Genomic DNA, 16,510 nt, shown 5'->3' with positions numbered 1-16,510 from the left:
TTTAAAATTTGGTTTTAAATTTTTTAAATTAAGGCATTACATACCGCAGCGACTTGCTCCGTTGCATCTCTAATAGCTACATTTTTACAGTTTTTGCTCATTGCATTAAGCAACTGCCTATTTTGACTTAATGTAAGCAAACATTCACTTAATTTATCAGGGTTCAACTCTTTTTGAGCGATTAACATCGCAGCATTAGTATTTACTAAGCTCATTGCATTTTTTGTTTGATGGTCATCTACTGCGTGTGGCAAAGGAACAAAAATAGCCGGTAAGCCGACTATTGCCACTTCTGCCACAGTTAATGCGCCAGCACGACAAATGATAACATCTGCCCAATCATAGGCAGCTGCCATATCAGTAATAAAATCATGAGCTTGATATTCAAAATCAGCATATTTATATGCCTCTAAAACAGTATCAGAATTACCCTTTCCTGTTTGATGCAAAATAGACACGTCACTCGCTTTGAAGTTCATCAGCGCTTTAGGTACTGTTTCATTTAAGACTCTAGCCCCTAAGCTCCCACCAATGATCAAGACTTTTAACGCAGCACCTGGTGAAGTGATTACTTTATCGGATAACGTTAACAGCTCTTTTCTAATCGGGTTTCCAACTAAAACAGCCTTTTCGCCAGAAAATGCATCACGGAAGCCCATTAATACTTTTTTTGAAAATCGTGCTAATAAACGGTTAGTCATTCCAGCCGCTGCATTCTGTTCGTGTAGCACGACTGGAATGCCTAATGTCCACGCGGCAATACCGCCAGGTCCACTTGCAAAACCACCCATGCCTAAAACTAAATCAACGTTTCTTTTTTTTAATACTTTGCGCGCTTGGAAAATGGATTTTAATATTTGAAAAGGTGCCGCTAACAAGCGCTTTAAACCATTACCTCTGATACCCGCAACATCAATAAAGTCAATATCATAACCATGTTCAGGCACTAACTTTGCTTCCATTCTTGCGGCAGTACCTAGCCAACTTACCTGCCAACCTTCACTTTTTAATTTATCTGCCACAGCTAATCCGGGGAACACATGTCCCCCTGTGCCACCCGCCATCACTAATAAGGTTTTAGTTTTATTCGTCATCATTCTCAACCTTTGTCTTTGCTACTGAATCAGCTGTTGGCTCAGAGTTTAATTTTTTAGCCTTTTTATTTTTTTTGGTGATACGTACCTGTCCGGAATTAATACGTGTTTCAAAATCGATACGTAATACTAACCCCACCGCAATCGCGATAGTAATTAAACTTGAACCACCGTAACTTATCAAAGGTAATGTTAACCCTTTAGTGGGTGCAATACCTGAAGCAGCACCAATATTAACGGCAGTTTGGAATGCAAACCAAATAGCGATACCGATAGCCACATAACCAGCAAAAATAAGATTTTTCTGTAAGGCTCTTTTACCAATAGAAAACGCTTTATAAACTAAAACAAACTCTAAAATAATAACAATGCTTACACCAATAAAGCCTAGTTCTTCAGCCAAAATGGCCATAATGAAATCGGTGTGTGCCTCGGGTAAATATTCTAATTTTTGAACTGAATTCCCTAAACCTTGACCAAACCAACCACCACGACCAAAGGCCATTAATGATTGAGTTAGCTGGTAACTTCGGCCGAAAGGATCTGCCCATGGGTCTAAAAATCCAAATACCCTTGCCATACGGTAAGGAGACGTCACGATTAACAAAATAATAACCGACAACATCGCAACGGCAATACCAACAAACGATATCATTCGCGCATTAGCAATAAATAACATCCCCATCATGATAACCACGATCACAACGGTTGATCCTAAATCTGGTTGTAGTAATAAAAGCATTGATATCATAGCGAGTATTGCTAAAGGTTTAATAAACCCTTTAATTGTATCAATAACTTCTTTTTGTCGACGAATAAGATAACTCGCAATGAACAAAACAACAGACAACTTAGCAAACTCAGAGGGTTGAAGATTAAGAGGCCCTAATCGTAACCAACGAAGTGAACCATTAACTTCTGTACCAATAATCAACACCGCGAGTAAACCTAGGGTGGAAAGTAATAAAATTAAAGGCGTGTATTTATGCCAAGCATCTATTGGTACAGAAACCACTGTGGCTAAAACAAATAAACATAAAATAATATAGATAAGGTGACGCTTTAAAAACTGGAATGGGTCAGCAGAAATAGCAATACCTTCAGGCATGGAGGCAGAGGCGACAATCACTAAGCCTATCCCCATTAAGGTAAACACTAAGACCAACAGCGAACGATCGTAAGCGTGTGGTTCTGATTCAACGGTTAGTAGCTTAAATAGGTTACCTAACTTATTCGTCATACCTTGCAACATGATTAGACTTCTCCAACCAAAGCATTCACTAATTCCACAAAATGATCGCCACGAGCCATAAAGTTTTTATACATATCTAAACTAGCGCAAGCGGGGGTTAAAATAGCTAAATCACCCGCAGCCGTATATTCACTAATATGTTGTACTGCTTGCTCTAAATTACTAACAATAATCGCATCAGGATGTTGTAAAGCAATTAATTTAGCGTCTTGACCAAAGCACACTATTTGCCCTTTTATTTCAGTTAATGCAGGTGCTAACTCAGCAAAGTCTGCCCCTTTACCATCACCGCCTAATATCACATGTACTTTTCCTGAAATGGTGTCAGAAAGTCCTAGTAAAGCAGCTTCTGTAGCACCGATATTGGTTGCTTTGGAATCATTGATCCAGCGAACGCCATTAACTTCTTTGACAAATTCACAGCGATGCTTCAAACCTGAATAAGATTGTAAAGTTTCAAGCATTGAAGACATTGGTAAATCAACTTGTTTTCCTAACGCGATGGCAGCGAGCGCATTCATCCAGTTATGTTTGCCACTTAACTTAAGTGCAGTACACTTTAATAAAGGCTGTTGATCAACACTAAGGTAATGTTCACCCTGTTGTTGAATCAATCCATATTGCTGTTGATCAAAACCAAAACTGATTTGTGGTTGTTTATCAGTAAACGTTAATGGGTCATCGCGGTTAATTAAGACAGTTTGAGCTTGGGCATATATTTTATGCTTAGCCATGGTGTAGGCTTGATAGCTTGAATAGCGATCGAGATGGTCTTCACTCACATTTAAGATAGTTGAAATAGTAGCATTCAATGACTCAGTCGTTTCAAGTTGAAAACTTGATAATTCTAAAATATAGAGTGCTTTATCTGGGCTTAATAAATCTAAAGCAGGCACACCGATATTTCCCCCCATACCAGCATTAACATGAGCATCTGCTGCCATTTCACCTAATAGGCTAGTCACCGTGCTTTTACCATTTGATCCAGTAATAGTGACTAATTTTGCATGTTGATATGGTGCCGTATTTAATTCTCGAGCTAACAATTCTATATCACCAATCACTTCTACGCCCGCTTCAATTGCTTGGTGAATGGCAGGGGTTGCAATGGCAATACCAGGGCTAACAACTAGCATATCAAACTCACACAATAATGAAGCAGATAACGGCCCAATGATCAGTTTGGTACGAGCATCAAGCTTATCTTGGCCTGGCGGTACCGAACGAGTATCAAAGACAGTGACGTTAATGCCTTTTTTACCAAAAAAAGTGACACAGGATAACCCTGTGACACCCAATCCAATAATAGCGACTCGTTTAGTAGTTGCCATATTAACGAACCTTCAATGTAACTAAACCAATTAATACTAATACGATAGTAATGATCCAAAAACGCACAATAACACGCGGTTCAGGCCATCCTTTCTTTTCATAATGATGGTGAATTGGTGCCATTCTGAAAATACGTTGCTTACGCATTTTATAAGAACCCACTTGTAAAATAACAGACACGGTTTCAAGTACAAAAATACCGCCCATAATCACTAACAAAAATTCTTGACGAACCAATACTGCAATCACACCTAAAATAGCACCCAATGCAAGCGAACCTACATCGCCCATAAATACTTGAGCAGGGTAAGTGTTAAACCATAAGAACCCTAAACCTGCGCCCACGATAGTGCCACAGATGATCACTAACTCACTCGCTTGTGGAATATAAGGAATAAATAAATAATGAGAATAATTAACGTGACTTGTTAAGTAAGCAACCAATGCAAAAGCCGCTGCCACCATCACCGTTGGCATAATAGCTAAGCCATCCAAACCATCAGTTAAATTAACTGCGTTACTACTACCTACCACCGTAAAGTAAACCAATGGAATGAATAGTAAACCAAGGTAAGGCATGTATTCTTTAAAAAAGGGTACAACAAGCGTTAACTGTGCATCGCCTTGTGCCGTCATATATAAAACAACACCAATAACTAATGCAGTTAAAGATTGCCAAAAGTATTTCCAACGAGCAATCAATCCATCTGGATGTTTACGGACCACTTTTAAATAATCATCCATAAAACCAATCGCACCAAAAGCAACGGTTGTGAATAAGACAACCCAGACATAGAAGTTATCTAATCTTGCCCATAATAAAGTACTCAATACGATAGCAGCTAAAATTAAAACACCGCCCATCGTTGGCGTTCCCGCTTTGCTGAAATGTGATTCTGGTCCATCATCACGGACTATTTGACCAATTTGCTGACTTTGTAAAAAGCGTATTAATTTAGGCCCCGCCCACAAAGAAAATGCTAATGCAGTCAGAACGGCTAATACCATTCTCACGGATAAGTATGTCAATACATTGAAAAACGTATAATAACTTGAAAGTAATTCCGCTAACCAGACTACCATTTTTAAAATCCTATTTTATAAAGCTGTTGACCAGCAGATGATGAAGACTTACGCAACGAACTCTTGTTTAATGAAAGCAACAATCTCTTCCATTTTTGCACTACGAGAGCCCTTTACAAGCACCACAACTTTAGATCTTTGACTTCTTAAATAAGCACTAATGGCTGATTTAAGTTGTTGTTTGTCTGAGAAGTGTTCTGCCCCTGCATTTTTAGAGGCCGCATTATACGCATTTGTTGCCTGTTGACTCAAATTTCCAACGGTAAATAATCTATTAATATTGTGTTGCTGTGCATACTCACCGATAGTTTGGTGCTCTTGTTCTGCATAATGGCCTAATTCGCCCATATCGCCGCAAATTAATAGTCGTTCACATGGGTATTGCGCTAATAAATCAATACCAGCACTGACTGATGCAGAGTTCGCATTATAAGTATCGTCAATCACTGTTAGTGTTTCAGAAATCACAGCACAATTAACGCGCCCTGCGACTTGTTGTAATGTTTGCAAACCTTGCTGGATATCATTTAATGAACAGCCTAATGCCAATGCCATCGCACTTGCCGCTAATGCATTACTGACATTATGCTTACCTGGAAGGTTCAATTGAATGTTGATATTTTGTAATGAATTAGCCGATTCATTTTGAGCTTGTTTATGCGCTAAGAGTACCGATGTTTTTACATTCAATATAAAACTTGATTGGCCTAACTCATTACTGTGGAGTTCAGTCGCAAAGAGATCCGCTTCGACTGCTTTATTGGTCTCTGTTTCTCTAGAAAAAGTAATAAGTGGCTGTTGTTTACTCTGCAGTTGTTCAATGAAATCATCAGCAAAATTCGCATCTAAATTAACTACTGCAACACCATCAGATGATAAACTAGACCAGATTTCAGATTTTGCAGTCGCCACACCTTCTAAAGAACCAAATCCTTCTAAATGCGCAGGCATAACATTATTAACTAATGCGACATCAGGTTTTGCCAAAGCAGCGGTATAAGCAATCTCACCAATATGGTTTGCCCCTAATTCAAGCACTGCGAATTGATGTTGAGCTTCTAACCTCAGTAACGTTAACGGTAAACCAATATCATTATTAAAGTTACCAGCGGTTGCTAATACTTTATCTGCATTACCGCTGTGTGCCGTTAATATCGCACTCAATAATTCTTTACACGTGGTTTTACCATTACTGCCAGTGATCGCTGCACATTTTAATCCAGTAATCTGCTGTTTTATATAACGACCTAATAAGCCCAATGCAATACGCGTATCTTCAACTTCAACGACAAGACTGTCAGTTGGAATCGTTAATGTGCTATTCGCTTCGACTAATAAAACAGAAGCGCCCTTATCAAGTGCGCTTTGCAGTAATTGGTGTGCATCAAAAGATGGACCTTTTAATGCGATAAACAAATCATTACTTTTAATCGTACGAGTGTCGGTGCTGACATTATTAAAAGTGACAGCAGAAGATTGTAATAGCGATGCATAACCTGCTTTTAGGTTACCTTTCGTTGCATTACATAATTGCTCAACTGATAGTGTGATCATCGCTTTTGTTCCTGTGCTTTTTCATTTTCTAATTCAGATTTTTCTATTTGTGAGGATTCGATTAACTCACTCAAACATTCTCGATCGCTATAATGAACCTTTGTATCGCCAAAGATTTGATAATCTTCATGGCCTTTACCCGCCACCAAAATAATATCGTTTTCATTTGCTGTTGCTAATAAATGTAAAATAGCTTGTTTACGATCATGTATGACTAAGGCTTGTTCAGGATCAGTTAATCCTTTTTTAATATCTTCAACAATTTCTTGTGCATTTTCACTACGTGGATTGTCATCAACAATCACGACTTGGTCAGCACCTTTCTCAGCTGCTTTAGCCATTTCAGGGCGCTTACCTTTATCACGATCACCACCACAACCAAACACGGCAATGATACGACCTTGTTGTGTGTGATTTTGTAATGCTTGCAATGCATTCTTTAACGCATCTGGAGTGTGTGCATAATCAACAACAAACGTTAGCTTTTGCTGTTCAAATACATATTGCTCCATTCGCCCAGGGACTACAGTTAATTGAGCGATTACCGTTTGAATTTGTTGAATCGAAAAGCCATCAGCTAATAATGCACAACTCACTGCTGCGATATTCGAAATATTAAAGTCACCGTAAAATGGTGTTTCGATGAAACCCTCGCCCCAGCTAGAGATGAAGTCAAAAGCCAACCCTTGCGCTAAATACTGAACCTTAGTAACACTAAAGTAGTGTTGCGTTGCTGAATGAGGTTTTACATTAAAGCCATAGGCAATTGCGTCAGAATATTCAGCTAGCCACGCTTTACCGACTGAGTCATCGGCATTGATAATACGATGTTGTAATGGGAATTCTTCAAATAATATTTTTTTAGCATCGGCATAAGCTTGCATAGTGCCGTGATAATCAAGGTGGTCACGCGTTAAATTAGTAAAAATAGCAGTTTTAAAAGGTATAGCAGCCACTCGGTTTTGTATTAAACCATGAGAAGAAACTTCCATCACCGTATGTTGAGCACCCTGGCATTGGTATTGTGATAATTCACGACATACTGAGATAGCGTCTAACGTCGTATTTAAACTTGTTTCAAGCTGGCCATATAAGCCATTTCCTATGGTTCCCATCTGCGCACTTTGCTGACCTAACAGCATGTAACTATTGGCTAATAAACTTGCAATAGTCGTCTTACCATTAGTGCCAGTAATAGCCGTGACAGAATGAATATTTGAGCTAGGAAAATAAAAGCGCATCGCGATTGCACTAAGGTGTTTATTTAATTCATACACTTCAATAACGGGGATCGTTTGTTCAAAATGAACTTGTCCATGTAACGCTTTGTCTTTTGTTTCAGAAAGCACGGCAGAAGCCCCTGCTTTAGCCGCTTTATTAATAAAGGTGCGACCGTCACTCATTGCACCTTGCACAGCAACAAATAAGTCACCGGTATTAATAACCCGGCTATCTAACGTCATCCCTGTAATAAATATTTGTTCTAAAGATAAAAGAGGATCAACATCGGTCCCCTTAAAAAATGGCGTTAATAACCAAGAAAGCATACAACTAGCGTGTGTTAGCTGTGCTTTACTGGTCATTACTTAGCCTCCAGGTAGGTGTAGCTTTCATCTCCACCATCCGGTAAAACATGTGTTAATAATAAAGTACTTTTCATCACTTCAGAAAATACAGGTGCAGCAACATCACCGGCATAATAACGGTCACCCTGTGGTTCATTAATCATAACTGCAATAGCAAAACGAGGACGACTTGCCGGCGCTATCCCTGCGAAAACAGCAACATAGTCATCACCATAACCGCCTGCTTCCGCTTTTCTAGAAGTACCCGTTTTACCTGCAATACGGTAACCTTCAACTTTGGCTTTTTTGGCAGTGCCACCAGGTTTACTCACCCCTTCCATCATTGCAACGACTTCAAGCGCAATATTTTTAGGAATAACTTGTTCGCCAGGCTGCTGAGTCCCTTTGATAATGGAAATAGGATATTGTATTCCGCCACTTCCTAAAATCGCATAAGCTTTAGCAAGTTGTAATGTTGTTGCTGTAATGCCATAACCGAAAGACATCGTTGCTAACTCAAAATCAGACCAACGGTGACGAATCGGTAAACGACCTACACTTTCTCCGATCAGTCCGATACCAGTATCATTACCAAAACCAAAATCTGCAAAGGTTTGTTGTAATTGCTCTGGTTTTAGTCGCAATGCTAGTTTACTTACCCCAACGTTACTTGATTTCTTTAATATTTTAGCTAAATCCATTTTCCCGTAATTATGGCCATCACGTACTCGACGCCCACCAATATTCATCCAGCCTGGGGAAGTATCAATCACTTCATCGACATTAGTTTTCTTATTCATTAACGCACTAGCAACAACTAACGGTTTAACCGTAGATCCAGGCTCAAAAGTATCCGTAATGGCACGGTTACGTAATTTATAAGCTTGATATTGATTACGATCATTAGGATTAAACGATGGATAATTGGCCATCGCATAAATTTCACCATTATGAATATCAATCACAACAATAGACCCAGAAGTCGCATTATTGATTTTAACAGCACGTTTTAATTCACTATAAGCAACCGCTTGAATACGTTGATCAATCGTTAATTGTAAATTACCCGCTAGCTTTTTCTCACGCAATACTTCGACATTATCAATAACATTACCTAAACGATCTTTACGAACACGTCTTTTGCCGGTTTGCCCTTCTAAATAAGCGTTATAACTTTTTTCTATTCCTTCAATGCCTTGTGCATCGAGGTCAGTCAACCCTAGAATATTGGCATTAATTTCGCCTGTAGGGTAAAAACGATGCGATTCTAACTGACTTGCAATACCCGACAGTCTTAATTGTTTAATGTATTGTACAACGGGGTCGTTTACTTGACGTTTTAGATAGGCGAAACGAGAATTAGGTTTTTGTATGGTCTTCGCTAATTTATCCATTTGAATGTCTAAGACTCCAGCTAAAGCTGGCCATTTCTTAGACTCATAAAAATATTTTTTAGTGTATCTCTCTAATCCTGTTTTAGGATTAACAACAACACTATCTGCCAACTCTTGTTTAGTGAATGCAAAATGTTTTTTAACTTCTTTAGGATCAACCCAAATAGCGTAAGCCGGTACACTGATTGCTAACTCTTCACCATTGCGGTCTTCAATATTACCACGATGAGCAACAGAACTGGTGACACGTAAACTTCGTTTATCGGCTTCATTAGAGAGGTATTCAGGCTCAAGAACTTGAATAAATGCAAGGCGTGAAATTAAAGCAATAGCGATCAGGGAGATCGTTGCAGCCACAAAAATGTATCGACCCGAAGAATACGTTTCGTAGACTTTTTTCTTACGGGTTTGTGAACCCGCCTTGGTTTTTGTTGACGTCCGTTTTCTGTTCATCGAATTTCCACTAATACACTATTTTTCTTAGTTGGTTGTGACATTGATAACTGATTACCCGCGACTGAACGGATCCGACTATGCTCATCAAGCGTATGCTCTTCGATCAGCAAGTTTCTCCATTCGATCATTAAATTGTCTTTTTGTTGTGATAAATATTCTTTTTTAGTCACTAATTCACGCGTTTCATGCGTCACATAAATGTTATATAAAGCACTGATAAGTATAACAATACCTAAAATCACTAAAATGGCATTTTGACGTAAATCAGCTAAAACAAGTAGTAACAAGTTATTTTTAGAATCAACCACTTACTTAGCCTCAGGCTGTCTAATTTTTACAGCGACACGTAAAACTGAGCTACGAGAACGAGGGTTAACATCAATTTCTTGTGCTGTTGGTTTAATTGCTTTACCTACAGCCTTCAAATTTTTACCGTCTTGCATTTGCGCATCGGTTAATGGCAAACCTGGTGGATATTCAGGCCCTTTTTCTTCTTTGCGAATAAATCGTTTAACAATACGATCTTCCAAAGAGTGAAAACTGATCACAGACAATTGACCGCCAATCGCTAAAATATCTAACGCACCGTCTAATACCTTGTGGATCTCTTCTAATTCACTATTAATGTAAATTCGAATCCCTTGAAAGCTTCGCGTTGCAGGATGCTTTTTCTTTTCACGTTTAGGACATAAACGCTCAATCAACTGTGCTAACTGTAAAGTGCGTGTAAATGGCGTTTCCACCCTATCTGCGACGATCGCGCGAGCAATACGATAAGCGAATTTTTCTTCACCGAAGGTTTTTAACGCCCAACCAATATCATCGACATCAGCTTTAGCTAACCAATCAGCAGCGCTGATACCAGAGGTTGGATCCATACGCATATCTAATGGGCCGTCACGCATGAAGCTAAAACCACGTTCCGCTTCATCAAGTTGTGGCGAAGACACGCCTAAATCTAATAAAACACCATCGATTTTTCCGGCTAACCCAAGATCTTTAATATATTCAGCTAAACCAGAAAAAGGGCCGTGAACGATCTCAAAACGACTATCTTCTAGTTTTAATGCTTCAGCAGTCGCGATGGCACGCGGATCACGATCAATCGCGATCAATCGTCCATTTGGACCGAGTTTTGATAGAATATGTCGAGAGTGGCCACCACGACCAAATGTTCCATCGACATAAATACCGTCAGGCTTAATCGCTAGGCCATCAACTGCTTCATCTAATAATACGGTTACATGCTCACTCATTAGAACGAGAACTCCTTGAGAGAATCACTTAATTCCATGCCTAACGACATGTCACTTTCTAGATCTTGTTGTACTTGTTGATGCCACACGTCTTCATCCCAGATTTCAAATTTATTCAATTGACCCACTAACATTATTTTTTTATCTAACTTTGCATGCTGACGCAGCGTTGGTGCAATCAACGTTCGTCCATTTTTATCCAGCTCACATTCACTGGCATGGCCGAGAATAAGTCGCTGTATACGTCTTTCTTGTGGGTTTGTACTCGATAAACCACGTAATTTATTTTCTATCAGTAACCATTCATGTAATGGATAAAGCAACAAACAGTTCTGAGATTGAAAATCGATCGTGCACACAAATTGGCCCTGACAATTTTCAGTCAGCCAATCACGATACCGTGTAGGTATCGCAATACGCCCTTTTGTATCCAGATTTATTGCATTTGCACCACGCAACATGATTATTCAATTCCATTTATGAGTGGGTCAATGATCCACTTTCTAAGAAAAAGATCCACAATTTGACACTTTTACCCACTTTTGACCACTCAGTCTAATAAAGTTCAATATTATTGCAAGCAATGGATCTTTTTAAATAGAGATCTAGATCTCACTTTTCTGTGGTAGCCATTTTATTTGTATGGTTTATCGGTTAATAAAAAAGTGAAATTAATCTCAAAATGGGTTCAATTAATAAGTTGCGTGATATACTCCGCCGCTTAAAACAATTTAATCAATAAACTCGGAAGGAAATTCCCTTGCAAGACGAACAATTAAAAGCATTTATCATTAACCAACTTGAAGACATGAAAGCAAAAGAAATCGTAACGATTGACGTAGCTGGAATATCAGATGTGACTGACACTTTAATCATCTGTACAGGTACTTCAAAACGTCACGTTCGTTCGATTGCTGAACAAACTGCACTAGCAGCAAAAAATGCCGGTGAAGTGCCTCTAGGTGTTGAAGGCCTTGAAGGTAGCGAGTGGGTACTAATTGATATGGGTACGGTTGTCGCACACGTTATGCAAGATGAAACGCGTCAATTTTACCAATTAGAAAAGTTATGGACTGAAACTGCATAATGAAAATTCAGCTAATTGCAGTGGGCACAAAAATGCCAGACTGGGTTGAAAAAGGTTACCTAGAATATGCACGGCGTTTCCCAAAAGAAATGCAACTTGAGTTACTAGAAATTAACGCAGGTAAACGTGGAAAAAACGCAGATATTAAGCGTATTTTGAAAAAAGAAGGTGAGTTAACCTTAGAAGCGATTCCAAAAGGTAACAAAATTGTCACGCTAGAAGTGACAGGTAAATCGTGGACAACTGAACAATTAGCCAATGAAATGACAAAATGGCAGCATGATGGGCGAAATATTAGCCTATTGATCGGCGGCCCTGAAGGTCTAGCACCAGAATGTATTCAACAATCTGAACAACGATGGTCACTTTCTGCATTAACGTTACCGCACCCTCTGGTTCGTATCATCGTTGCAGAAAGTTTATATCGTGCTTTTACGCTCACTATTAATCATCCCTACCACAGAGAATAAAGGTGAAGAGAAAACGCAATAGCATTCGTAATCACAGCGCTGAGTCTGCTTTGTTTATACGCAGATCGATTGTTTTTTTTCTAGGGATCTTATTTGCAGTAGGCATTTTGGTTACTAATTTGTATTACCTACAAATTAATTCTTTCGATACCTATAAAACAAGATCCAATGCGAATCGGATCAGCGTACAAACCGTCCCTCCCAATCGCGGTTTAATTTACGATCGTAATGGCGTCATTCTCGCTGAAAATAGACCCGTCTATAGCCTACAAGTCATTCCTAATAAAACTAAACACTTAGAGAGTGATATTGAACGTTTGGCTTCTTTACTTTCACTGTCTGAAGATGAGTTAAGTGATTTCAAAAGTAAAAATCGTTATTCTCGTTCTTTTAAAGCGATCACTATTAGAGATCAATTAACCCCAGAAGAAGTCGCTAAATTCACGGTTAATCAACACCTATACAGAGGTTTTTCTATTCAAGCTAACCTCAAACGCTTTTATCCTTTTGGTAACGCGTTTACCCATGTATTAGGTTATATCGCAAAAATTAACAGTCGTGATTTAGAAAAAATTGAAGAACGTGGCGAACGTGCTCGTTATCAAGGTACACATTATATTGGTAAGTTAGGTATCGAAAGGTACTACGAAGATATTCTTCATGGCCAACCAGGCCAACGTCAAGTAGAAGTTGATAGTTGGGGTAAAGTGATCAGGACACTGAACTTCACGGCACCGACCCCAGGTAAAGATATCAAACTTAATATTGATATTAACCTACAACTTAAAGCACAAGAGTTACTAGGTGATAATCGCGGTAGTATTATTTTAATGGATGCCAGAGATGGCGCTATATTGAGCTTAGTATCCGCACCAAGTTACAATCCGAATTTATTTGTAACGGGGATCAGCAGTAAAAAATATAAAGAACTATTAGAGTCGAAAGATCGCCCGCTAATTAACCGTGCGACACAAGGACGTTATCCGCCCGCTTCTACGATTAAACCACAAATGGCTTTATTAGCATTAGATGAAAAAGTGATTACAGAAGAAACAAAAATATTCGATCCAGGTTGGTGGGTTGTGCCGAACTCCAAACGACGCTTTCGAGATTGGAAACGTTGGGGACATGGGTTAGTCGATGTATTCCATGCCATCGAACAAAGTTGTGATACGTTTTTCTATGATACCTCTTATAAACTAGGTATTGACCGTATTGAGCCTTTTATGCGTTTGTTTGGCTTTGGTGAATACAGCGGTTTAGATATCGCAGAAGAAACAAAAGCAATTATGCCATCACGTGATTGGAAGCGGACTCGATTCAATCAACCTTGGTATGATGGCGATACGATCTCGATTGGTATTGGACAAGGTTACTGGACAGTCACGCCTATCCAATTAACGAAAGCAACAGCGATGTTAGCGAAACGTGGTCAAAATATTAAACCGCATATATTAAATTCTATTATTTCGGCGGAAGAAACGATTACGCCTGAATATGAAGTAACACAAGCCGTTAAATTGCATAGCGACCGTTACTGGGATGTTGCACTAGAAGCAATGCAAGGGGTAACCAGTAAGCGCAGAGGTACCGCTTATCGTAGTTTTGGAGATGCGCCTTATACTGTTGCCGGTAAATCTGGTACGGCACAGGTTATTAACATCAAAGAAGATGAAGTCTATGATGCAGAAAAAATAAGTGAGCGTCATCGAGATAATGCGATGTTTATTGCTTTCGCACCGTTTGAATCTCCTGAAATTGTCGTGACGGTTGTATTAGAAAATGCAGGAGGAGGTAGTAGTAATGCGGCCCCTATTGCGCGTGCATTATTTGATGAATACTTTAAAGAAAAGACATCTGAAGCTTCAACACCAGAGCCGGGTTTATAATTATGGTTAGTACACAAGCTCAAAAAAGCATTTTTTATCGATTGCATATCGACCCTTACTTATTGTTAGGGTTACTTGCATTAATGAGTATTAGCTTGACCGTTTTATATTCCGTTGGCGGATATGAAATGTTATATCGTCAGGTAACCCGCTTAGCAATCGCATTAACAGCAATGATTTTTATCGCACAAATACCACCAGAATGGTATCAACGATGGACGCCAGCTATCTTTTTAATTTGTGTGTTATTACTGGTGGCAGTATTAGTCATGGGTCATACCGGTAAAGGTGCACAACGCTGGTTAGATTTAGGGTTTACCAAGTTTCAACCTTCTGAAATCATGAAGCTCATTATGCCATTGATGGTCGCTTACTATGTCAGTCAATACACTTTACCCACGCGCTTTAAAGAAGGGTTTATCGCATTATTATTAATTGTGATCCCGACCTTATTAATTGCTAAACAACCAGATTTAGGCACCTCAATTCTAGTCGCATCTTCGGGTATCTTTGTATTATTTTTATCGGGTATTTCTTGGTTATATATCGGCCTTGCTCTAGCGGCTGTTTTAGCGTTTATCCCTATTCTATGGTATTTCCTGATGCTTGATTATCAGCGAGGTCGTGTTTTAACACTGCTTAACCCTGAAGCTGATCCATTAGGTGCGGGTTACCATATTATACAATCAAAAATAGCGATTGGATCCGGTGGTTTATGGGGTAAAGGTTGGATGCAAGGAACTCAATCTCAACTTGAGTTTTTGCCTGAACGTCACACTGACTTTATATTTTCAGTCTTCTCTGAAGAATTTGGCTTTATGGGCGTATTACTCTTATTAAGCATTTACCTGCTGCTCATTGGTCGAGGACTATGGATTGCTAACCAAGCACAAGATGCGTTCACAAAATTAATTGCAGGCAGTATTATCCTTACTTTCTTTGTTTATGTTTTTGTAAACATTGGTATGGTAAGTGGTTTATTACCTGTAGTAGGTGTGCCATTACCTATTGTTAGCTTTGGTGGGACCTCTATTGTGACTTTACTTGCAGGGTTTGGTATTTTAATGTCTATCCATACTCACAAACGATTTAATATAAAACGGTAGAATTATGCTCAAGAATATAATCCAGCTATGCTTTGTCAGCCTTTTTTTAGTGGCCTGTAGTAGCAACAATACAAATAAAAAGAGTGAAGAACCAGTTTACACAGATAATTATGGACGTTATGAATATGACCAAGATCATGCACCAACAGAGATTCCATCATTAGAACATATTGAAAATGTGACTCCTCGTTATGAACCTTATTCACGTGGTGGCAATAAAGATTACACCGTGCGCGGCGTTGATTACAAAGTATGGAGAGATATTACGGAGCTAACCGAAAAAGGTGGCGCTTCTTGGTACGGTAATAAATTCCATGGCCATTTAACCTCTAATGGTGAACGTTATAATATGTTTTCGATGAGTGCCGCTCATAAAAACTTACCTCTGCCAAGTTATGTAGAAGTAACCAATTTAACCAATAAAAAGAAAATTATTGTAAGAGTCAATGATCGTGGACCGTTTCATGAAGGTCGTATCATTGATCTTTCTTATGCAGCAGCGAGCAAGCTCGATATTATTAAAGCAGGCACAGGCCAAGTTGAAATTAAACTCTTACACTTCCCTGAAGATGAAAGTGTCACGATATTAAATGAACAAGAAAATCTTAATGGTACTTTTAGCATTCAATACTTAGTCACATCAAGTGCCGAAAAAGCAGGGTTACTATCAGAAAAATTAACTAAACAATACAAAGTAGATAGCTTTATCGAACAAAAAAACAACCTCTATTATTTACGTGTAGGACCTTTCTCAAGTGAGTCTAAAACAGAAGCATTACTAAAATCTGTTCAGCAAGACTACTCTAACGCTTATATCATTCATAAAGCTCAATAACGTTTATCTATGCTGCGTATTGACTAAGCTGCATTTATCATTTGAATCTAAAACATTAAAAAAGCCGCTACTTTAACTAAATTAAAGTAGCGGCTTTTTATTAAATGGTTTCCTAGACTCGCCTATTAAGCAATGAT

The 16,510-nt window shown here is 38.8% G+C and carries 15 protein-coding genes; 5 read left to right on the top strand and 10 right to left on the bottom strand.

Features of this window, described 5'->3' with window-relative positions; genetic code table 11:
- Nucleotides 1-23: 23 nt before the first annotated feature.
- Genes murG through mraZ form a run of 10 tightly spaced genes read right to left on the bottom strand, consistent with a single transcriptional unit; the run spans nt 24 to nt 11,447 of the window.
- The gene (gene murG / locus Q0794_RS10980) at nt 24-1,094 is read right to left on the bottom strand and encodes an undecaprenyldiphospho-muramoylpentapeptide beta-N-acetylglucosaminyltransferase (protein WP_298941930.1); all 1,071 of its coding nucleotides are present in this window, start codon (nt 1,092-1,094) and stop codon (nt 24-26) included.
- Nucleotides 1,084-2,346 (bottom strand): putative lipid II flippase FtsW, encoded by a 1,263-nt coding sequence (gene ftsW, locus Q0794_RS10975; protein WP_298941838.1) that lies wholly within the window; start codon nt 2,344-2,346, stop codon nt 1,084-1,086. The genes murG and ftsW overlap by 11 nt, the downstream gene beginning before the upstream one ends.
- Before the next feature lie 2 nt (nt 2,347-2,348).
- Nucleotides 2,349-3,677: a UDP-N-acetylmuramoyl-L-alanine--D-glutamate ligase gene (gene murD, locus Q0794_RS10970; RefSeq protein WP_298941836.1), complete on the bottom strand. Its 1,329-nt coding sequence runs from the start codon at nt 3,675-3,677 to the stop codon at nt 2,349-2,351.
- A 1-nt stretch (nt 3,678) separates the two neighbouring features.
- Nucleotides 3,679-4,761, bottom strand: coding sequence for a phospho-N-acetylmuramoyl-pentapeptide-transferase (gene mraY, locus Q0794_RS10965; protein ID WP_298941835.1), 1,083 nt, complete (start codon nt 4,759-4,761; stop codon nt 3,679-3,681).
- Between the two features lie 48 nt (nt 4,762-4,809).
- Nucleotides 4,810-6,315 (bottom strand): Mur ligase family protein, encoded by a 1,506-nt coding sequence (locus Q0794_RS10960; protein WP_298941833.1) that lies wholly within the window; start codon nt 6,313-6,315, stop codon nt 4,810-4,812.
- Complete coding sequence (gene murE, locus Q0794_RS10955) at nt 6,312-7,898, bottom strand: UDP-N-acetylmuramoyl-L-alanyl-D-glutamate--2,6-diaminopimelate ligase (protein ID WP_298941831.1); 1,587 nt, start codon at nt 7,896-7,898, stop codon at nt 6,312-6,314. The genes Q0794_RS10960 and murE overlap by 4 nt, the downstream gene beginning before the upstream one ends.
- The gene (locus Q0794_RS10950) at nt 7,898-9,727 is read right to left on the bottom strand and encodes a penicillin-binding transpeptidase domain-containing protein (protein ID WP_298941829.1); all 1,830 of its coding nucleotides are present in this window, start codon (nt 9,725-9,727) and stop codon (nt 7,898-7,900) included. Before Q0794_RS10950 ends, murE begins: the two co-directional genes overlap by 1 nt.
- Nucleotides 9,724-10,038 carry a cell division protein FtsL gene (ftsL, locus tag Q0794_RS10945; protein WP_298941827.1) on the bottom strand — a complete coding sequence of 105 codons (315 nt, stop codon included), beginning with the start codon at nt 10,036-10,038 and terminating at the stop codon, nt 9,724-9,726. The genes Q0794_RS10950 and ftsL overlap by 4 nt, the downstream gene beginning before the upstream one ends.
- Nucleotides 10,039-10,986: a 16S rRNA (cytosine(1402)-N(4))-methyltransferase RsmH gene (gene rsmH / locus Q0794_RS10940; RefSeq protein ID WP_298941825.1), complete on the bottom strand. Its 948-nt coding sequence runs from the start codon at nt 10,984-10,986 to the stop codon at nt 10,039-10,041.
- On the bottom strand, nt 10,986-11,447 hold the full coding sequence (gene mraZ, locus Q0794_RS10935) for a division/cell wall cluster transcriptional repressor MraZ (RefSeq protein WP_298941823.1): 462 nt from the start codon (nt 11,445-11,447) through the stop codon (nt 10,986-10,988). The genes rsmH and mraZ overlap by 1 nt, the downstream gene beginning before the upstream one ends.
- Nucleotides 11,448-11,746: 299 nt before the next feature.
- On the opposite strand from mraZ, the gene rsfS reads away from it, so the two are divergent.
- Genes rsfS through Q0794_RS10910 form a run of 5 tightly spaced genes read left to right on the top strand, consistent with a single transcriptional unit; the run spans nt 11,747 to nt 16,373 of the window.
- Nucleotides 11,747-12,073, top strand: coding sequence for a ribosome silencing factor (gene rsfS / locus Q0794_RS10930; protein ID WP_137297296.1), 327 nt, complete (start codon nt 11,747-11,749; stop codon nt 12,071-12,073).
- Nucleotides 12,073-12,543: a 23S rRNA (pseudouridine(1915)-N(3))-methyltransferase RlmH gene (gene rlmH, locus Q0794_RS10925; protein WP_160061008.1), complete on the top strand. Its 471-nt coding sequence runs from the start codon at nt 12,073-12,075 to the stop codon at nt 12,541-12,543. Before rsfS ends, rlmH begins: the two co-directional genes overlap by 1 nt.
- Nucleotides 12,544-12,545: 2 nt before the next feature.
- Nucleotides 12,546-14,432 carry a penicillin-binding protein 2 gene (gene mrdA, locus Q0794_RS10920; RefSeq protein WP_298941818.1) on the top strand — a complete coding sequence of 629 codons (1,887 nt, stop codon included), beginning with the start codon at nt 12,546-12,548 and terminating at the stop codon, nt 14,430-14,432.
- A 2-nt stretch (nt 14,433-14,434) separates the two neighbouring features.
- The gene (gene rodA, locus Q0794_RS10915; RefSeq protein WP_298941816.1) at nt 14,435-15,538 is read left to right on the top strand and encodes a rod shape-determining protein RodA; all 1,104 of its coding nucleotides are present in this window, start codon (nt 14,435-14,437) and stop codon (nt 15,536-15,538) included.
- A gap of 4 nt (nt 15,539-15,542) precedes the next feature.
- Nucleotides 15,543-16,373 carry a septal ring lytic transglycosylase RlpA family protein gene (locus tag Q0794_RS10910; RefSeq protein WP_298941814.1) on the top strand — a complete coding sequence of 277 codons (831 nt, stop codon included), beginning with the start codon at nt 15,543-15,545 and terminating at the stop codon, nt 16,371-16,373.
- Nucleotides 16,374-16,510: the final 137 nt, after the last annotated feature.

It is taken from the genome of uncultured Psychromonas sp., assembly GCF_947489755.1.
GTDB lineage: Bacteria > Pseudomonadota > Gammaproteobacteria > Enterobacterales > Psychromonadaceae > Psychromonas.
Note: the sequence above shows the minus strand (reverse complement) of the source record. Positions and strands in the feature narration are given on the sequence as shown.